This is a genomic window from Candidatus Zixiibacteriota bacterium, assembly GCA_040753495.1.
In the GTDB taxonomy this organism is placed as follows: domain Bacteria; phylum Zixibacteria; class MSB-5A5; order GN15; family PGXB01; genus DYGG01.
The window spans coordinates 1-18,314 of the sequence record JBFMEF010000038.1 but is presented as its reverse complement, the minus strand read 5'-3'; the positions used below and the strand labels follow the sequence as shown (position 1 = coordinate 18,314).

Annotated in this window: 20 protein-coding genes; 3 read left to right on the top strand and 17 right to left on the bottom strand. The window is 50.8% G+C overall.

What is annotated here, in order from left to right; all coding sequences use genetic code 11:
- The 8 genes from AB1690_02230 to dusB all read right to left on the bottom strand — a co-directional run.
- The coding region (locus AB1690_02230; protein ID MEW6014119.1) for an isocitrate/isopropylmalate family dehydrogenase at positions 1 to 982 on the bottom strand (982 nt) is incomplete at its 3' end.
- Between the two features lie 19 nt (positions 983 to 1,001).
- On the bottom strand, positions 1,002 to 1,874 hold the full coding sequence (locus AB1690_02225; protein MEW6014118.1) for a PorV/PorQ family protein: 873 nt from the start codon (positions 1,872 to 1,874) through the stop codon (positions 1,002 to 1,004).
- 9 nt (positions 1,875 to 1,883) lie between these two features.
- A complete protein-coding gene (locus AB1690_02220; GenBank protein ID MEW6014117.1) occupies positions 1,884 to 2,840 on the bottom strand; it encodes a PorV/PorQ family protein in 957 nt (318 codons plus the stop codon).
- Positions 2,841 to 2,848: 8 nt separating this feature from the next.
- The gene (locus AB1690_02215) at positions 2,849 to 5,371 is read right to left on the bottom strand and encodes a FlgD immunoglobulin-like domain containing protein (GenBank protein MEW6014116.1); all 2,523 of its coding nucleotides are present in this window, start codon (positions 5,369 to 5,371) and stop codon (positions 2,849 to 2,851) included.
- A 344-nt stretch (positions 5,372 to 5,715) separates the two neighbouring features.
- Positions 5,716 to 6,678, bottom strand: coding sequence for an electron transfer flavoprotein subunit alpha/FixB family protein (locus AB1690_02210; protein ID MEW6014115.1), 963 nt, complete (start codon positions 6,676 to 6,678; stop codon positions 5,716 to 5,718).
- On the bottom strand, positions 6,678 to 7,871 hold the full coding sequence (larC, locus tag AB1690_02205) for a nickel pincer cofactor biosynthesis protein LarC (protein MEW6014114.1): 1,194 nt from the start codon (positions 7,869 to 7,871) through the stop codon (positions 6,678 to 6,680). Before larC ends, AB1690_02210 begins: the two co-directional genes overlap by 1 nt.
- A complete protein-coding gene (gene larB / locus AB1690_02200) occupies positions 7,868 to 8,644 on the bottom strand; it encodes a nickel pincer cofactor biosynthesis protein LarB (GenBank protein ID MEW6014113.1) in 777 nt (258 codons plus the stop codon). Before larB ends, larC begins: the two co-directional genes overlap by 4 nt.
- Positions 8,637 to 9,617: a tRNA dihydrouridine synthase DusB gene (gene dusB, locus AB1690_02195; GenBank protein MEW6014112.1), complete on the bottom strand. Its 981-nt coding sequence runs from the start codon at positions 9,615 to 9,617 to the stop codon at positions 8,637 to 8,639. Before dusB ends, larB begins: the two co-directional genes overlap by 8 nt.
- Before the next feature lie 115 nt (positions 9,618 to 9,732).
- Between dusB and AB1690_02190 the strand changes: the two genes are divergently transcribed.
- Genes AB1690_02190 through AB1690_02180 form a run of 3 tightly spaced genes read left to right on the top strand, consistent with a single transcriptional unit; the run spans position 9,733 to position 13,651 of the window.
- Entirely contained in the window at positions 9,733 to 10,425 is a 693-nt protein-coding gene (locus AB1690_02190; GenBank protein MEW6014111.1) for an FHA domain-containing protein, read from the top strand.
- Positions 10,426 to 11,154, top strand: coding sequence for a metallophosphoesterase family protein (locus AB1690_02185; protein ID MEW6014110.1), 729 nt, complete (start codon positions 10,426 to 10,428; stop codon positions 11,152 to 11,154).
- A gap of 7 nt (positions 11,155 to 11,161) precedes the next feature.
- Entirely contained in the window at positions 11,162 to 13,651 is a 2,490-nt protein-coding gene (locus AB1690_02180; protein MEW6014109.1) for a CHASE2 domain-containing protein, read from the top strand.
- Between the two features lies 1 nt (position 13,652).
- Here AB1690_02180 and AB1690_02175 read toward each other — a convergent pair whose 3' ends face one another.
- From AB1690_02175 to AB1690_02135, 9 genes are all read right to left on the bottom strand, one after another.
- Entirely contained in the window at positions 13,653 to 14,096 is a 444-nt protein-coding gene (locus tag AB1690_02175; GenBank protein MEW6014108.1) for a hypothetical protein, read from the bottom strand.
- A 2-nt stretch (positions 14,097 to 14,098) separates the two neighbouring features.
- Complete coding sequence (gene tatA, locus AB1690_02170) at positions 14,099 to 14,326, bottom strand: twin-arginine translocase TatA/TatE family subunit (GenBank protein MEW6014107.1); 228 nt, start codon at positions 14,324 to 14,326, stop codon at positions 14,099 to 14,101.
- 24 nt (positions 14,327 to 14,350) lie between these two features.
- Positions 14,351 to 14,617: a DUF4321 domain-containing protein gene (locus AB1690_02165; GenBank protein MEW6014106.1), complete on the bottom strand. Its 267-nt coding sequence runs from the start codon at positions 14,615 to 14,617 to the stop codon at positions 14,351 to 14,353.
- Entirely contained in the window at positions 14,604 to 15,314 is a 711-nt protein-coding gene (gene purQ / locus AB1690_02160) for a phosphoribosylformylglycinamidine synthase subunit PurQ (protein MEW6014105.1), read from the bottom strand. Before purQ ends, AB1690_02165 begins: the two co-directional genes overlap by 14 nt.
- Positions 15,311 to 15,556 carry a phosphoribosylformylglycinamidine synthase subunit PurS gene (gene purS / locus AB1690_02155; GenBank protein MEW6014104.1) on the bottom strand — a complete coding sequence of 82 codons (246 nt, stop codon included), beginning with the start codon at positions 15,554 to 15,556 and terminating at the stop codon, positions 15,311 to 15,313. The genes purQ and purS overlap by 4 nt, the downstream gene beginning before the upstream one ends.
- The gene (pssA, locus tag AB1690_02150; protein MEW6014103.1) at positions 15,549 to 16,313 is read right to left on the bottom strand and encodes a CDP-diacylglycerol--serine O-phosphatidyltransferase; all 765 of its coding nucleotides are present in this window, start codon (positions 16,311 to 16,313) and stop codon (positions 15,549 to 15,551) included. Before pssA ends, purS begins: the two co-directional genes overlap by 8 nt.
- Before the next feature lie 73 nt (positions 16,314 to 16,386).
- Entirely contained in the window at positions 16,387 to 17,265 is an 879-nt protein-coding gene (locus tag AB1690_02145; GenBank protein MEW6014102.1) for a site-specific DNA-methyltransferase, read from the bottom strand.
- 152 nt (positions 17,266 to 17,417) lie between these two features.
- Positions 17,418 to 18,062 (bottom strand): phosphatidylserine decarboxylase family protein, encoded by a 645-nt coding sequence (locus tag AB1690_02140; GenBank protein MEW6014101.1) that lies wholly within the window; start codon positions 18,060 to 18,062, stop codon positions 17,418 to 17,420.
- A partial coding sequence (locus tag AB1690_02135) for an adenylosuccinate lyase (protein MEW6014100.1) occupies positions 18,059 to 18,314 on the bottom strand: 256 nt, incomplete at its 5' end. The genes AB1690_02140 and AB1690_02135, both read right to left, overlap by 4 nt.

Here is an 18,314-nt window from a genome sequence, read left to right as displayed (position 1 = left end):
ACCATTCCATCATAAGAACAACGGTCAGGAGCATTGCCATCGGATTGACTTTGTACATTCCGGCATATTTCGGGGCGGAGCCGTGAGTCGGCTCAAAGACGGCATATTTATCACCGATATTGCCGGAGGAGGCGAATCCCAGACCGCCGACCAACTGGGCGCACAGGTCGGAAATTATATCGCCAAACATATTGGAAGTGACCAGCACCGAGTAATCGAGCGGGTTTTTGAGCAGCCACATGCACATGGCATCAATATTGGCTTCATCCAGTTTTATTTCCGGGTAATTCCTGGCAACTTCCCGCGCCGTGCGGATCATCAGTCCCGAAGTTTCCCTTATGACATTCGGTTTCTCAACGACTGTGACTGTTTTGCGGCCGGTTCTCCTGGCATATTCGAAGGCATCAGTTATGATATTGCGGCAGCCGGTTTTGGTGTTTATTCGAAGCGACACTGCCACCTCACTGCCGGGATGGGCATCGAATTTTCTCATATTCTTGTTGTTCTTTTTAAGGACCTCACGAACTTCATCGGGAAGCGGGAAAAACTCCACTCCGGCATAAAGGTCTTCGGTGTTTTCGCGGAAAACAACGATATCAATGCCCTCTTTGTAATTGAGGGGGTTGCCGGGATAAGCCTTGCAAGGGCGCAGATTGGTGCGCAGATTGAATTCCTGCCGCAGACGGACAATGGGGGAAGAATAGACATGTCCTTTTCCTTTCAGGGCAGGAATCAGTTCGGCTTCGGCTTCTTCTTTCGGTTTCGAGGTAATGGCGCCGAATAAGGCGCAATCGGTGTTTTTCAGAATATTGATGGTGCGCTCCGGCAGAGGGTTGGCTTCTTTACACCAGAATTCCCATCCGATGTCGGCCGGAACATATTCGGCGTCAAAGCGGAACTTATCGAGAACGATGCGGGCCGCTTCCATCACATCTTTTCCGACGCCGTCGCCCGGCATCCAGGCAATCTTATACTTAGCCATACTCCAAAGGCTCTCCTTCTTACAATGTGAAAGTTAGATTAAATAAGTGTGAATCGCTGAAATCATTTTTATAAGGGACAAAGGCATAATCAATGCGGATATTGCGGCGGCTGAATCCGGCGCCCGCTGAAAACGAATGCAGGTCATAACCGGCGCGATAACCGCCACGCAGCGTAAAGCCGCGACCGAAGTCATACTCCCCGCCAAGATGAAGATGGAATTCATCATCAAGGACCACAATGTCGGCGGCCGGGAGCATCTGGCGATATCTGTACGAGAGCCCGGCGCGGAAAGTGGTGGGGAGGTCAATTTCTTCTTCGCGCAACTTTATTTTGGAGCCGAGATTTTGCACGGCAAGCCCCGCGTTCAGATTCGAATATGGCTGAGTCAAGAGCCCCAGGTCGAGGCAGAAGGCATTGCCGCGATAGACGTCAATTTTCTCAAAGAGCCAACCGAGCATAAAACCGAAGACGACATCTTTATCTACCCGAAAGGCTGCGCCGGTCTTGATTGAGACATCATGCGCGTCAAAAGGATAAAATTCAGAAGTGGGTGTTTGTCGTCCCTGCAGATCGCTGACAACCGCAAACTGGACACCGGTAGAAAAGACGATAGACTTCTTCTCAAAAGAAATATATCCGGTTTCGATGCGGACATTCTCCCAGTAAGTGTTGTAACCCAGAGAGCCGGTTAAAGGACCGACCCCAAAGCTGGCAGCCGGATTATAGGCGGTTGAATAAGGGTCGGCGGTAATAGAGACGAAGGCTCCCCCCATTCCGCTGGGACGGGCGCCGGCGTCTACCGTGAGAAGCTTCAGCCCGCTTGCGGCATCGGATTGAGACGCAAGTGTCAGAGTCAGAAGGAATATTAATAAGAGTGATAGTTTTCGCATAATCCACCGTCAAAATCTAAGGTCGAAACCGACAATATGGTCAGCGCCTTCATCGACGCGGTCATCCGAGAAAGCGTAATTGATAGTCAGGCGGAGATTGCTGAAGAGGACTTCATATCCCATTCCGGCGGTAATGACGCCGTTATTCAGTCCGGTTCGGATGAGGAGTTTTTCAATCAGATTGTATTCGCCGCCGAAGCGGAAGAAGGGGCTCTGCTTGCTGTTTTTCTCGATGTCGGCGGCAAGCAGGAGTTTCTGATTAATGGTTCGGGCGGAAATGCCGGCGCCGATGGTCAGCGGGAATTTATCGTCCTGAGTGGCAGAGAGAGAACCGCTTTCGTTTGACCAGGGGTATTTGGCGGCAAAATGATTGACAACCAGACCAAGGCGGATATCGGTAATCGGCTTGGATTCCATAGTGCCGTATTCAAAGAGCGAATCAACCAGCAGCATGGCGCCGAGATTTATGCCGACCGAATTGGCGCTGAGGTCGCCTACTTTCTTGTAGTAATAATTGATTTTTGTGCCAGCCATGAAATACGGGACAAACGACTTGGCGAAAGAGACGCCGAAATTATGCTCACTGGATGAAATGGTAGTTCCCAAATCCTGTCCGCTGGTGTTTCGCCGGGCGATTTCGCCATAACCGGCAAAGAGCCAGGAAAATCCCAATGACGATTCCAGTTTGGTGGGGAAAATTACCGAGATAAATCCGAGGCTGCGGTCAAGTTTCATCGCCCGATAGGAACTGGTTAGAGAGCGGGATACTATCCCGGCGGCTCCGGCCGGGTTATACAGTTGACCCGAGGCGTCATCGGACACCCCGATATATGCTCCGCCCATGCCGGCCGGTCGCGCCTGCACCGGCAACTGAAGAAATACTCCCGCATAGCCGCCATCTTCATCAGCCGCGGCAAAACTGACAGCAACCAGTATCGAAACAATTGTAAGTATAGTCTTTTTCATTTTCTCACCTATGGTATTATTGCCAGTTTGCCCCAGTAAACCTGACCGGTAGAAAGCTCCACCTTGAAGTAGTAGAAGCCCGCCGCCACAACCTCTCCCTTGCCGTTGTACCCGTTCCACTGGTCGGTGGATGACACAACATTGGGACCACCCGGTTTCATTTCACCTTCGATGACCGTCTTCACCAGATTCATCGCAAAATCATAAATCTTCAGTGTAGCGCGGGCATCGGATGGAACCGGATAATGGAATTTGAGGGTGCCTTCGCCATACGGCGAAAACGGCACCGGATAGGCATAGACATTGCTTGAAGGGTCATATACCCGGAAAATATTCCAGTCGGGAAGGCCGATATCATCAACGGCAATCTTGGCAGCGCCATCACCGGTTCCTACCCAAAGAGTATCGCCGTCAATGAAAGCGGCATAAGCCGGAGAATATTGACTTATAGTATATGGCACAGGCTTCTCAGAATTCGCCAGAATGCCGGTTATGGCGATATTCTGCCAGTTGACGCCGGAATTGGCGGAGAAGAAGAGGCCGGAATCAGTCGCCGCGACCACATTGCTTCCTGAGAAAGCATAATTCCAGGCGATAGTCCCGGTATGACGGGGAGTCCAGCTTTGACCATCAAGAGGAGCGGAGACAATGCCAAACTCCTCAAGAGTATTAGGGCGCTTTTGACAGGTGACCCAGAGAGAATTATTTCCAGGGGATACACTCTGTATTCCGAGAGCGGTTATGAAATTGCCGGTCAAACCGTGCGCCGAAGTATATTTGTTGACTTTGTCAAATTTCAAGGGATTGGTATTGGCAGTTATGATATGCCAGTTATTCGAGCCGGAAGGAGAAATCGCCACTCCGAGATTGCAGCCAATGTACAGAGTGTCATTCACCACTTCAATCGTTTTCAGCTCCTGTCCTCCGAAATTTATGGTCACATTCAGGCTGTCGCGAATCTGAAGCGCCTGTACCGGGAACCAGGTAACGCCATTGGGCGAAGAATTGAACCATTCTTTCCCGGCAAGGTAAACGACAGAATCAGAAAAAGCGATATCATTGTATTTCAGCCCCACCAGATTTACGCGGCTGGTAATCGCCCAGGTCAGACCATAATCATGGGAACGATAAACGGAGTATTCGCCGACGGCGGTGTCGCGGGGATGATTGATGACCCAGATAGCGGTGGAGTCAAATCCGCCACTGCCATCGGAAAATTTCTGCACACGCACTCGGTAGGAACGGGCGCCGCTGGAGTCATTTTCCGGAAAAACAAAGTACCGGGTCGAATCGATACCGGCGGCAGAATTGAGATACAGAAGGACGAGACCGGAATCGGTCCCCACCCAGAGATTCATAGAATCGGCGGCAAGAGAATGGATGATATTTCGTCCGCTTGCCAGGGTGGTATCGAGAGTATCGGCATATGCCCGCTGCCAGGTGTCGCCGGTATCGGGGGAAAAATAGAGCCCTCCTTCCCAGCCGGCCATAAACAGATGAGCGCCGACCGCCGCAAACTCTTTCGGATATTTCTTGAGTCCTGTGAGATTCTGAAGTCCGGTGTAGTTTGTATGAAACGATACTCCGTTGTTGTCGGAAATCGCCAGCCCGGTTCCGGAACCGTTCAACGTGTCGGCAGTACCGGCAAAAAGCCGTCCCCCAAAACTGTAGGCGGTGGTAACCGCCAACCCGGGAAGACCATCGGACCTGAAAGCGGAATTGACAATTTCGCTATAGGTTCGACTTGTGTCAAACTGAATCAAAGTGAGCCCGGAATCGCCGGAGATATAAGTAAAACCGCCATTGTGAGTGATATCAGATATCTTATTGGAAGAGGGCTTGGCGTAAGCCGGCGCCCAGACATAGCGCATCAGACCATCGGCCGTGCCGGCCCAAAGCACGATAGAGTCGGTATGAAAAGTATCGAGGACGGCTGAAAAATAGAGATTGCTGAGGCTGTTGAATCCCAGGAGGGAATCCTGGCGGGAGTAATAGATATTGCGCCAGGTCTGACCACCATCAAAGCTGCCAAACAGCCCACCGGCCCAGGAAGCGCAGAAGATGAGAGAATCATATCCGGTGATGTCGTAAATAGTGTAGTTTGGTCCGGTTAGCGGGATGGTATCGATTTGCCGCACAATTGATTGCATTAGATTCCAGGTCATGCCCTCATCATCAGTATAGACAAGACCATCGGAGTATGGCACCGGCTCGTTTTCGGGGCCAATCCAATGATTGATGGCGACCCAGAGACGGCCGTTGGCATCATCCGACCAAAATGCCGAAGGGTCATTGGAGAGAAGACCGTTGCTGTTATCATAGTGCTGCCAGTTGATACCGCCATCAAAAGTAAAACTCATCCCTTTTCCGGTGCGCAGCCAGATAGCTCCTTTATGCGAAGCGATATCGCCGACCCAGTTGTCAGAGAAACCCTGAGCCGGTTCATCGAGGCTTTTCATAAATCCCATGATGGCGGGATAGACGGATACAGGAATCAGAGAAATTACAAGCAGAAAGATAAATTTCTTCACTCTTTGCTCCTAAGGATTGCTTTCAAGCAAAAAAAATAGCCGCAAGCCTGATTATAGGTACGGCTCAAGGTCATTATGCTTCACTAAAATCCGAATTCAGGTTCACTTAATCGTTATCGAAGCGCTATATTATTCCTCCGTAAGGCATTAAGATATATATAAATATACACAAGTCAAGGAGAATTGGACGAAAAAAAGCAAGGGTTTTCCAGACTTAGCAGTTAATGCGCAGGAGATAGGGGAACCCTCACTCTTTCTCTGACAGGATTGGCGGAACAGGAAACGGCGTCGGGATATCGACCCAAACGCCGTTCAAAGCCTGTCGGTAAAGAAATCTGAATAGACTACTTTACCGATTGGAACTTTTTGGTCAAAGCCGGGACTATTTCAAAAAGGTCGCCGACAATTCCATAACTGGCGATATTGAAGATTGGGGCATCTTTGTCGCGGTTGATGGCCACAATGGTTCTGGAAGATTGCATGCCAACCAGATGCTGAATCGCCCCGGATATCCCAATCGCGATATATAGTTTGGGATTGACAGTTTTCCCGGTCTGGCCTATTTGATGCGAATAAGCGATCCAGCCGGCATCCACTATGGCACGCGATGCCCCGAATCCGGCGCCGAGAACATCCGCCAGCTGCTTTATCATAGGAAGATTTTCAGGACCGCGGACACCTCTTCCGGCTGTTACGATAATATCAGCCTCCGTGAGGCTGACCGACTGACCGGTCTCGGAGACCATCTCTTTGACAGAAGAGCGGGACTGAAGCGAAGAGGAATCGACCGTTTCCGCTATCGCTTCTCCCGCGCCGGAGGATGACTCGGCGAAAATTTTCGGTCGAATCGTTACAAAAAAGAGCCTGCCATCGGCGGCGGTCAGGTCGAAAAGGACATTGCCTCCATACGAGGGACGAGTAACGATTACTTTGTCTCCATCGGCTTTAAGGGCGGTGATATCGGACGCCATGGCGCCGCCATTCAGGGCGGCAAGCCGTGCAAACAGCGCTTTGCCGTAGAATGTTGCCGGTCCGAGAACCAGTTGGGGTTTGTATTTGGCTATCAGCGCACTGATAACTTTGCCATAGGTCTCATCATTAAAATACTTGAGAGAGGCATCCGCCACGGCCAGCACTTTGCCTCCGCCACGGGATGCCAATTCCGAAGCGAGAGAGGCGGCATCCTCGGCGAGAACGGCGGTAAAAATCTCCCCTCCCAGTTTTCCGGCGGCGGATAGCAATTCATAGCTGACATTTGCCAACTTGCCCTTTTTCTGCTCGGCGACAACAAGAATTCTGAAACTCATTATTCTATCCCTTCCAAATTTTCAGCGGCGCGACGCGCGGCAGCCATCACATCCAGAAGCGAAACACTTCTCTTCTGTGCGGCGGCGGCGCAGTCATCATACTCCGGCTGAATCTTTACTTTATCCTTGAATTTAAGCACTTTCACTCTAATCGGTCCGTATTCAGTCTCCACCAGGCGGATTTCTCGCGGCAGAACCCGTCGTCTTTCGGAGCGAATCCGTAAACCGGCGGTGGTAGTTTCGCGGAATATAATATCGCTGAGAGTGTCCACCAAATCATTTTTGCAGAGGAGAGTCAACAGCGTACCGGGACGATTCTTCTTCATTATAATCGGGGTCATGAAGACCTCGAGCGCTCCGGCTTCATACAGACAGCTCATCAAGTGGCTATAAATCTGCGGATTCATATCATCAATATTCGATTCAATCACCTGAACCTCTTCCCTTTCCGAGGCGAGGGCAGAATTCAATTCCCCGAGAATGAGACGGAGGAGATTGGGGTGTTCGGGAAAATCGCCGGCGCCGGCTCCGTAACCAACTTTCTCAATCTTGAAGTTGCTTGTGGGGGACTCGATAACCGGATATATCTCCGCCGCCGTGGCGAGAATGGCGGCGCCGGTCGGGGTTACTTTTTCTCCGACGGTATCTTCCAGACGGAATCTGAATCCTTTTAATATTTCGACTGTCGCCGGCGCCGGAACAGGAATCATGCCATGCGCCGATTTGACTGACCCGCTGCCAAAAGGCAGGGGGGAAATGGATATAGATTCTGGTCGAAAGTATTCCAATCCGATGGCGGCGCTGGTGATATCTATGATGGCGTCGAGGGCGCCGACTTCATGAAAGTGAACTTTGTCCGGGGAGGTCTGGTGTATCTTTGCTTCGGCGTCTGCCAGTTTTTGGAAAGCTGTTCTGGCAAAAGCCTTGACTTTTTCAGCCAGCGATGACGGCTCAATGATATTCAGAATATCTCTTAGATGTCGGTGCGCCACAGGGTCGTTTATTTCGACCGTCACCGCCGCTGCCGATATCATGTGCCGCTCCGTCCTGAAATAATTGAGCCTAAAACCGTCGAGTTTAATCTTTCTTAATTCATTTTGCAGGTGCTCAAAGGGCATTCCCAGGTCAAGAAGGGCGGCGAGTGTCATATCGCCGGAGATTCCGGACTGACAATCGAAGTGAAGATGTCTCACTTTATCGGCTCCTTCATGGCGATGGCAATAGTTGCCGCGGCGACACCGGCGCCGAAGCCGTTATCGATATTGACCACGGTAATGCCGGCGGCGCAGGAATTGAGCATAGCCAGAAGCGCCGCCAATCCTCCGAATGATGCCCCGTAACCTATGGAAGTCGGCACGGCGATGAGCGGTTTGCCGACCAGACCGCCTATAACGGAAGGGAGCGCTCCCTCCATGCCGGCGACCACTATTATTACGGAGGCAGTTTCGAGAGACTGTCGGCTGTCAAAGAGACGGTGGATTCCGGCGACGCCGACATCATAGAGCCGTTCTACCGGGCAGCCCATTACCCAGGCGGTGAGAGCCGCTTCTTCGGCGACCGGGATATCAGAGGTTCCGGCGCAACAGACCAGAACAGACTTTTGCGTTCGCGATGCGGGATTTTTCTTCCTGCCGCTCAACGCAAGAGCCAGGCGGGCATCAGGATAATATCGAAAAGAATAAAGTTGCTTCCTTATAGATTTATATACCGATTCATTGAGGCGCGTAATCAGGGTGTCGCAGCCGGATTTAAGAATCTTTTGGGCGATACTGATTATCTGTCGTTCGGTTTTCCCGGGGGCATAGATGACCTCGGGGATTCCCTGCCGCAGAGCGCGATGATGGTCAATCCGCGCGAACGCGATATTTTCCAGAGGAAAATTCCGCAGCCGTTCCAGTCCCTGCTCAACGGAGAGAGTTTTGTCGGCGACTCCCTGGAGGATTTTTTGCAGCGATTTCCTATCCATTAAGAACCGGGTGAGAGCTTTGGAGAAATTCCTGAAAGGCGCGCCGGATATCATCCAGAGAAGTAACAGTCATCAGCCGGGCGCGCAGAGCGGCTCCGGCAGGAAAACCTTTGGTGTACCATGCCAGATGTTTCCGCATCATAAGCGCGCCGCTTCTTTCTCCGAACTGGGCGATGATAAGGGCGGCATGGTCAAGTGACAGGGCGATTTTATCGCTGATGGCCGGTTCGGGAGAGATAGTCCGGTCGCGGAGAAAGGCTTTTATAGCGCCGAATATATAAGGATTGCGCATGGCGGCGCGGCCTACCATGATGGCATCACAACCGGTTTCGGCAAGCATCCGGGCGGCATCCTCAGCCGAATTGATATCGCCGTTACCGATAACCGGTATTTTGAGGGCATTCTTAAGGATAGCGATTTTCGACCAGTCAGATTTGCCGGAGAATCCGGCAGCGCGGCTTCGGGCATGCAGAGCGACCGCCGCGATACCTGAGGCTTGCGCCAACTCCCCTATTTCCAGATAATGGTCGTTCTGATTATCCCAGCCGGTGCGCATTTTGACAGTCACCGGCAGCGAGGAAGCCTCAACCGCCGCATTCATAATTTCATGGGTCAATTGCCGGTCTTTAAGAAGGGCGGCGCCACCATTTTTGCCGACGACTTTCTTGACCGGGCAACCGAGGTTGATGTCGATAAGGTCGGCTCCGGATTGGGAGATAACAGCGGCTGCTTTGCGAATATTTTCCGGATTAGCGCCGAAAATCTGGACGCCGACAGGATGCTCCTCGGCGTCAAAATCAAGGTAGGAGAGTGATTTCTCCTGCCCCATGGCTATGCCGTCGGCAGAAACCATCTCGGTATAAGCCATGTCAGCCCCGCATCTCCTTGCGATTAAACGGAATGGACGATTAGAGATACCCGCCAGGGGCGCCAGAAAAAGGGGTCCGGGAATGTTTAAGTTTCCTATCTGCATGCCGACAATATAATTAAGCCAAGGACTTATGGCAACAGACTAACCGGTGATTTGGCTTTACAAATTCATAGGGAACGAAATTTTGTTATTTCGGCGGTCTTGAAAGGAGCCCAGTATGCCTGAAATAATTGTCAAATATGAAGACAAGATTATCGAGCGCGTCGTGTCGGAAAAGAAACGGTTATCGATCGGCAGAACGCCGGACAACGACATCATATTGGAAAACCGGGGCGTTTCCCGGAAGCACGCTCAGATTGAATTCAACGACAATGCCGCAGTGATCATTGACAATGAGTCGCTCAACGGGACCTTCGTGAATAATCGCAAAGTTACCGAAGAGATACTTCACGATAATGATACTATCACGATTGGAAAATATTCGTTAATATACAGGACGGAGGTTTCCAAGACTGATTCTCCGGCGGCTCTGGACGGCACCATGGTTTTGAAGACGAAGAAGCAGAAAGACCTGGTTGAAAAGGATAAGCTGGAGCGGGAGATTGTCAGCCGGATGGGCGGCTCAGTATTGCTGGGCGAAGAGAACGCCGATTTTTCCGAGTACCGCATTGACCATAATGTTACAACTATCGGCAAAGCCAAGTTTGTGCACGTGCATGCCCGCGGAATGCTTCTTTCAGGGATACAGGCTAAGATAGTGAAGGAACCGGATCAGTTTGTGATAATCAATTTGGGCCGCAAAGGAAAGACAAGGGTGAACGGCGAAGAGGTCGCTCGCCAGACGCTCAAGAACGGCGACATAATTCAAGTAGGAAAGTCGATTTACCGCTTCATTGAAGGACAACATTAGATGAAATTTGCCATTATATCGGATATTCATGGCAATCTGGAAGCTTTGGAGAATGTCCTCCGGGATATAGAGAAAGAGGGCGCCGAGAAGATTCATTTTCTCGGGGACGCAGTGGGGTACGGGTGCAGCCCCAATGAATGTGTGAAGTTGATAAAGGACCACTGCGAAATAAAACTTCTGGGGAATCATGATTATGCCGCCCTGGGCCTGGAGGCGGTGGAGAACTTCAATCAGATGGCCCAAATTTCAATTGGATGGACACAGGAAAAGCTGAGCAAACAGAGCGGCGCTATTCTTGCCGATTTTGAGATGGAAGCCGATTTTCTCGATTTTCATCTGGTTCATGCCTCGCCGGGGGAACCGGACCAATGGCATTACATACTGACGACCGCTCAGGCAAAGAGGCATTTTGAGAATTTCAATCAGGCGGTCTGTTTTGTGGGACATTCGCATATGCCGATAATTTTCAACATCGACTCCGAGGGTCAGGTGATGAAGTCTAATAAGATGGAATTGGAGAGGGTGCCGGAGCGAAGATATATCATAAATGTCGGTTCGGTGGGACAGCCTCGTGACGGCGACCCGCGCGCCTGTTATATAATGGTCGACACCGAGTCCGGTAAAATCTATTACCGACGTGTCGATTATGATATAATAAAGGCCCAGGAAAAGATGAAGAATGCGAATATGCCGAGTTTTCTGGTAGATAGAATTGCGGTAGGTCATTAGGAAAGATATGCTGAAGAAATACTCCCCCTATACCCTCTGCCTACTAATTTCCATACTGGTGGTGGCGCTGTATGTAAATGACTTTGGGCCGCTTCTTCGCCTGGAATGGAAGATTCAGGACCTGATGTACACTTTTCGCGGGGACCCGAATTTCTCATCTGATATTGTGGTCGTGAGCATAGATGACACCTCGCTGGCGCAGTATGGCTCCTGGCCCTGGCCCCGAGACCTGGTGGGAGACCTGGTGGCGGCCGTGGGGTCGGGCCAACCTAAGACCATATTGCTGGATATGCTCTTCGAGCCAAGCGTCACGGAGGACACCTCGGGGCGGACAACGGTCTTAGCCAACCAGCTTGCCTGGCTGCAGAATGTTATCGTGCCGTACGAGATTAGCCGGGGAGACTTTACCTCGAGTCGCATTTCCAATCCCAAGTATCTATATAATTCATCGGTTGTGGTGGACAACCCGCTGGGGGTGCTGGAGGAGAGTGAAGCGCTTATTGCGCAAAAGGTATTCCTCCCGCCGGAACCGATTACCCAGTATGCCGCCGGTCTTGGTTTCAAGTTTATAACTTATGACCGCGATAGAAAAGTCCGCTGGACGCCGCTGGTAATGACATATGACGGCTATTACTATCCCTCGGCGCAGCTTCTTGCCGCTGCCCATTACCTGGGGCTCTCCCCCAGCAATATCAGCGTCAAAGGCGGCGAGGAGATCAAAGCCGGAGGCCGGGTGATTCCGACCAATGCGCACGCCGAGATGTTCATCAATTACAACAAACCCCGCCAGTCATTTGGAGAGATATCCGCCGCTGAAATCTTTAATGAAAAATTTGATTTGAACAATCTGAAGGGGAAACTGGTGGTGATTGCGGTTAACGCCCGCACCTCGACCGACTACTACCAGACACCGGTATCGCGCAATATTGCATCGGCAGAACTGACGGCGAATATTCTGGAAAATATAGCGCATTCGAATCATATCAAGCGTCTCGACTCCTCCCCGGGAACCGACATGATAGTACTATTTGCCTTGGGAGGGATATTTGCCTTTATCCTGCCCCGGGTCTCCCTGTTGTATCGCGCCGTGATTCTTATCATAACGCTTTTCCTTCTCGCCAATTTAAATTTCATTCTGTTCAATTCGCTTAATGTCCTGACACGCTCATTATATATAGGACTGCAGCTAATCCTGCTGGCAATAGCCAGTCCGATACTGGACCAGGATTTTCTCTCCAGAATCGGCTCCGGCAAGAAAGAACCGGCTAAGGGCAAACCGGCAAGACTACCCAAAATCGCGCCGATAGAGAGAAAGCCAGCGGAAGCTAATGGCCGGGCGGCTTCAAGTCATGAGGCAGTGAAGAGCACGACCGAGGCGATTGAGAAAACAAGGAGTGACCACCGTTCTGAAACCAAGACGGCAATGACCGATTTTAGCGGGAGTAAGACTTTCCAGGCGGAGACAGTCAAAGCGGAAATGCCGAGCGCGCCCCCGCCGCGGGAGAAGCCGAAACCGGCGGCAATCGTTGCCGATGCCGCTCCGCCGATTGAATACAATAATCGCCTAATTGATGATGAGCCTTCCTCCGAGCCGGAGTATCAGCCGGCGCCGGCCGCCAATACCCCGTCATTCGGTTTTGACAGCGGCCAATTGAAAAATCTGGGACGGTATAAGGTTGTCGGTGAATTGGGCAAAGGGGCGATGGGCACGGTCTATAAGGGGATTGACCCGGCCATTAACCGGAATGTCGCCCTCAAGACAATACGACTGGACTTTGTGCATGACCCCGAAGAGCTGGCGGAATTGAAAGAGCGGCTTTTCCGCGAGGCGCGCGCCGCCGGAATGCTGTCGCATCCCAATATCGTAACCATTTATGATGTCGGGACAGAGTCCAACCTTCATTATATCGCCATGGAATTCCTGGAAGGTCAGACGCTGGAGTCAATGATTCGGAAGAGAGTGAAGTTTAATTATCGGATTATCGCTCAGATAATTTCCCAGATTTGCGGCGCGCTTGATTACGCGCATGGTTCCGGAATTGTCCACCGCGACATAAAGCCGGCAAATATAATGGTGCTCAGCGATTACAAGGTAAAGGTTATGGACTTCGGCATAGCCCGGGTGGACTCGTCATCGATGACCCGCACCGGTATCGCGATGGGCACACCCAACTACATATCGCCGGAACAGCTTCAGGGAAGACCGGTGGACCATCGAACCGATATCTTCAGCTTGGGAGTCATGATGTACGAAATGCTGCTGCATCGGCGTCCCTTCAGGGGAGAGAATCTGACCTCCCTGATTTACAATATCGTCAATACCGAGCCGGAGCTGCCGTCAACGGTAGACAAATCGATTCCCTTGCTGTTTGATAGAGTGATTGAAAAAGCGCTCCGGAAGAATCCTGAGGAGAGATATCAGCGCGCCGGAGAGATTGCCCTGGCGCTGGCCGATTTCATTGAGTCTTTTGGACCGAAGCGGTCGATACCGGTTTGAGTTACTTTTTCTCCGGGTCGATGATATCTTCCGCCAGAGACATAGCCACTCCCGAAAGCATCACTTCCACACCCAGTTTGGTAAAATCGCTGGAGATCAGGTTACGGTCCATCCCGGCATAGAGGGAGCAGCCGGCCCCTTTTTCGACCACGAGGCCTGACAGACGACTTTCATACTCAGAGACAAAGGTAACCTCTCCCAGTTCATCGGAAACAACGAACCCGGAGCAGTTGTGCAGTTGCAGATGAGTATTTCCGGTATATACTACCACCAGCATACCGCGGGTTCGTCCCAGCAAAGTCTCCGGGTAGATTTCCAGAATCAGAACTCTCTTTTCGGCGCGATTGGAGATTTTGAGACGGAAATGGTCTTTTTCGGTGGAAAATTTTTCGGCGCCCAGTACTGCACCGATTTTTCGGGCATCATCTTCGGTGAATTTTGCCATAATCAATGCGTTTTATCGGGTTTGTCAGGTCCTGAATCTTTTGTATTGTTCTTGATTTCGTCTTCGGTATCCCGGAGAGCTTTTTTGAACTCCCTGATCCCCTTCCCTATTCCCTGCGCTATATCGGGAATGCGCCGGGCGCCGAAGATAAGCAGGACAACCAGGAAAATCAGAATCAGTTCCTGCCATCCTATACCTACCAATATTAAGGGGCGGTCGATTCCTATCATACAATCATACTCCTTTTTTGCAGGTCAGATATACCACCAGCGGAAATAGATAATAACCAGCAAGACGGTCAATACCGACATAAAGTTTATTTTAAACATTATGCCGACAGTGAACGAAATAGAATACAGCTCGACGCGGGTGGTCTCGAATCCGATTTGAACCGATTTTGAGAAAAGGGTTTTGGCGGCGCCGGGCGGCAGGACCGAGCCGATGAGGTCGCCCAGAAAACCGCCGACAATCGCGCCCAGAAGCAGGGCCACGATAATGAATGTCAGTTCACGCCCTTTCAAGTTTTTTCCCCCTCGCTAAACTCAGTTTAATTGAGTTAAAGATTTTTAATCCATCGGAGGAGCCGAGGATATCCTCGACGGCTCTTTCCGGGTGAGGCATCATGCCGACCACATTCCCTTCGCGATTGCAGATGCCGGCGATATTTGCCAGAGAGCCATTGGGATTGCTTTCGGGAGTGATGTTGCCCGAGGCGTCACAATAACGGAAAAGAATCTGGCCGTTCTTTTCGAGGCTATCAATATCGGCTTTGAAATTATAATAGTTCCCATCCTTGTGAGCGATGGGAATTTTAAGAACGTCGCCGACCGCTGCGGCCGAGGTAAAAATATTGTCATTACGTTCGACTCGGAGATAGACAAACCGGCAGGAGAACCGCAAGTGGTCGTTACGCATCAGGGCGCCAGGCAGTAGTCCCGCTTCCACCAGTACCTGAAAACCGTTACAGATACCAAGCACCGGATATCCGGAATGGGCGAATTTCATGACCTCTTTCATGATGGGGGAAAAGCGGGCAATGGCGCCGGAGCGGAGATAATCGCCGTAAGAAAATCCGCCGGGCAGGATGATGACATCAGAATCCTGCAAATCCGAGGACTGATGCCAGAGAAACGTGACCTCTTCCCCTATTAGTTTCACCGCGGCAAAGGCGTCATAATCGCAGTTGGAGCCGGGGAAGGTGACCACGCCGAATTTCATTGGGCGTACTCCACCTTAAAATCCTCAATGACCGGATTTGCCAGCAGTTTGCGGCAGATATCTTCGACCTGGGCGGTGGCTTGGGCGCCGTCGGACGCAAGCTCCAGTTCAAAGAATTTGCCGGAGCGGACCGATGAAACGGCATCATACCCCATATTCAGAATGGCTCTTTGAATGGTCACGCCTTGCGGGTCAAGGACTCCTTCCTTGAGCCGAATATAAATGACAGCTTTCTTACTCATCTTCAACCTTTTCGCTCTCGTCCCGGCTCTGGCCGTGACGTTTTTTCACATACCCAACGCCGAGGTATAAAAATCGATACGCCTCGCGGGCAATGCCTATTATAATATAAAGGGCAATAATTGGAAATAATAAATGTCTGGGCTTCCAGAGAAGGGCTATTCCGGCAAACAGCAAGAAGATAAGCTTGAGGCGATTGCGGCGGGTATTGAAGCGGTCGGGAAGGGCGTCATACTCAACCTGAGAAACCATCAGGGCGGAAAATAGAATCACCATGGAGACCAGATATTCACTGTACTCGAGTTGTCCCCAGATTTTGTAACTGAAAATGACGTAGGAAACCAGGGCAAGGGCGGCGCCGGGAACCGGCAAACCGAGGAAGTTTTTCTTCTCTTCAGTTTGCGCCAGCAGGTTGAAGCGCGCCAGACGGTAGGCGGACGCCATTATATAAACGATGCTAATAACCCAGCCCCATTTGCCGAGGGAGTGAAGTTTCAATATGTACATTATTACAGCCGGCGCCAGCCCGAAGGATATCATATCGGCGAGAGAATCAAGTTCGACACCGAAGCGCGAGGTACTGCTGGCAAACCGGGCCACTTTGCCATCCAAGCCGTCCAGGAAGGCAGCCAGTATAATCATCCAACAGGCGGTTGTGATTTCCCCTTCAAATGCCGAAATGATGGCAATGAATCCGCAAATGATATTCCCCATGGTAAAGGAGCCGGGGAAAATACCACGAAATTGAGCAACTTCCATATAGATTTATAACATATTAACCATTATAGATTTAACCGCAACATATAATATATTACTTTAGCTTATATCTCTCTTACATCTCTTCCAGACGCCGTCTGGCAGTAGTAACATACTCAAGATTGGAGTCAATTCCAATATAATTTAAGCCTAATCTTTTGGCGGCGACGGCGGTGGTGCCGCTTCCGATAAAAGGGTCTAATACAATAGTATCTTCGGCATAAGCGGTCAATTTGAGGAGGTGTTCGCAGAGCGTGAGCGGCTTGACAGTTTTATGTCGATTGAAATTCCCTTTTTCCCGCCTGGAGGGTTTGGCAATCAGGAAATATTTGTCAAGAGCCTCTTCAATGGCTTCAACGGTCAGCAGATTTGCAGGAAACATGTTCCGTCCGATTTTGACTTTGGAATTTACCAGACCGACATGGTGCTTGAGTATGTTGTTGAGAAAAGTTTTGTCATACGGTTTCTGGGCAAAGATAATCGGCTCAAAGCATGATTTCAACTGGGGAGTTTTCCAGTCCTGGAACTGACTTTTCAACTTCTTGCGGGTAGATTCATCCAGATTCATCCTGTCGATGAAGTGATGCAGGGACATTGCCTTCGCCTGGTTCTGAGTATAGACCCAGATGAAGCAGTCCCGGACATGAAAGCCGGCGTCGTCAACCGCTGAGGCCATCCGGTGATATAAGCGGGGAGCGGAAAAGGAGAAGAAGAAACCGCCCGGTTTCAAAACGCGCCGGAAAGCGCGCGCTACTTTTAGGTACCAGCGGTAAAATTGACGTCCCTTTTCCGGCTCAAATTTCATTCCGGCGGGAAGCGATTTGACGGTATGGTGGTATTTCTCACTGGAGACACGGGCGTCACTCCACGCGTCATCCATCTTATCGAGAAAATAAGGAGGGTCGGTCAGAATAATGTCGATTGAATTAGCCGGGAAAGATTTGAGCAGCGTCACACAATCGCCATGAACAATTCTATTCAGAAATTCCTGGCGCCATTTGGACTTATTCTCTGAATTTTTTGATTTATATGCCATTGCGGAGAATCTTCTGATATATCTGTTTTTCCGGAGGGTTGTTGCCGACCAATGGCATAAATCAGAAGGTCTCATTCCTTGAGCCGGGCAACAGCGGTCTGGCCGGCTTTGACCCGGTCGCCCGGTTTCACCAGAATTTCAACCTGACCCGGCAGAAAGAGTTCGGCACGCGAGCCGAAATGAATAAGGCCAAATACTTCTCCTGCCTGAACCGACTGCTGCGGTTTTAAGCGACAGACTATGCGGCGCGCCAGAACTCCGGCAATCTGCTTGAAAATCATTTTTCCGGAAGGAAAATTCATGCCAATTTCGGTCTGCTCGTTTTCTTCGGAGGCTTTGTCTTTGAAAGCAGCGAAAAATTTACCGGGATTGTATTTGACATACTCAATTGTACCTTCAAGAGGGATGCGGTTTATATGCACATCAAATACCGAGAGAAAGATTGAAACCTTGTGCCCTTTGCCGCCGATGAAAGGATGCGAAGTTTCCTCGACCGCCAGCACTTTGCCATCGGCGATGGAGAGAACTAAAGCCCGGTCGGAGGGGATGGCGCGATGCGGACTGCGGTAGAAGAAGGTCAGAAAAATGGTCAAGAGGGCCGTGACAGCTGACAAGAGAAGCAGAAAGAAGGAATCTCTTCCGGCGGCGAGAAAAATGAGAATGACGGTAAGGGCGGCGCCGGTGATAATGAATTTCAGGCCGTTGGCGGCAATCATTTTCCAAAAACCCTCTTGAATATCTTGCCGACATTGCGGAGATAATATTCCAGGTCGAAACAGGCATCGATTTCATTTTCGCTGAGGTATTGGCGGATTTCGCGGTCTTCCTTTACAAGGTCCTGAAAACCGTCGGGACCCTCGTAGGCTTTCATGGCGTTTCTTTGCACCAGATGATAGGCGCGGTCCCGGCTGCCGAGTTTATCTGTCAGGCGCAGCAGCACCCTTTGCGAGAAGACAATTCCGCCGTAG

Bases quoted from the DNA above. Each gene is read 5' to 3' on its own strand.
- AB1690_02225 (MEW6014118.1), bottom strand. From the start codon at position 1,874: ATGCGAAAACTATCACTCTTATTAATATTCCTTCTGACTCTGACACTT.
- AB1690_02220 (MEW6014117.1), bottom strand. From the start codon at position 2,840: ATGAAAAAGACTATACTTACAATTGTTTCGATACTGGTTGCTGTCAGT.
- AB1690_02210 (MEW6014115.1), bottom strand. From the start codon at position 6,678: ATGAGTTTCAGAATTCTTGTTGTCGCCGAGCAGAAAAAGGGCAAGTTG.
- larB (MEW6014113.1), bottom strand. From the start codon at position 8,644: ATGGATAGGAAATCGCTGCAAAAAATCCTCCAGGGAGTCGCCGACAAA.
- dusB (MEW6014112.1), bottom strand. From the start codon at position 9,617: ATGCAGATAGGAAACTTAAACATTCCCGGACCCCTTTTTCTGGCGCCC.
- AB1690_02190 (MEW6014111.1), top strand. From the start codon at position 9,733: ATGCCTGAAATAATTGTCAAATATGAAGACAAGATTATCGAGCGCGTC.
- AB1690_02185 (MEW6014110.1), top strand. From the start codon at position 10,426: ATGAAATTTGCCATTATATCGGATATTCATGGCAATCTGGAAGCTTTG.
- AB1690_02180 (MEW6014109.1), top strand. From the start codon at position 11,162: ATGCTGAAGAAATACTCCCCCTATACCCTCTGCCTACTAATTTCCATA.
- AB1690_02175 (MEW6014108.1), bottom strand. From the start codon at position 14,096: ATGGCAAAATTCACCGAAGATGATGCCCGAAAAATCGGTGCAGTACTG.
- tatA (MEW6014107.1), bottom strand. From the start codon at position 14,326: ATGATAGGAATCGACCGCCCCTTAATATTGGTAGGTATAGGATGGCAG.
- purQ (MEW6014105.1), bottom strand. From the start codon at position 15,314: ATGAAATTCGGCGTGGTCACCTTCCCCGGCTCCAACTGCGATTATGAC.
- purS (MEW6014104.1), bottom strand. From the start codon at position 15,556: ATGAGTAAGAAAGCTGTCATTTATATTCGGCTCAAGGAAGGAGTCCTT.
- pssA (MEW6014103.1), bottom strand. From the start codon at position 16,313: ATGGAAGTTGCTCAATTTCGTGGTATTTTCCCCGGCTCCTTTACCATG.
- AB1690_02140 (MEW6014101.1), bottom strand. From the start codon at position 18,062: ATGATTGCCGCCAACGGCCTGAAATTCATTATCACCGGCGCCGCCCTT.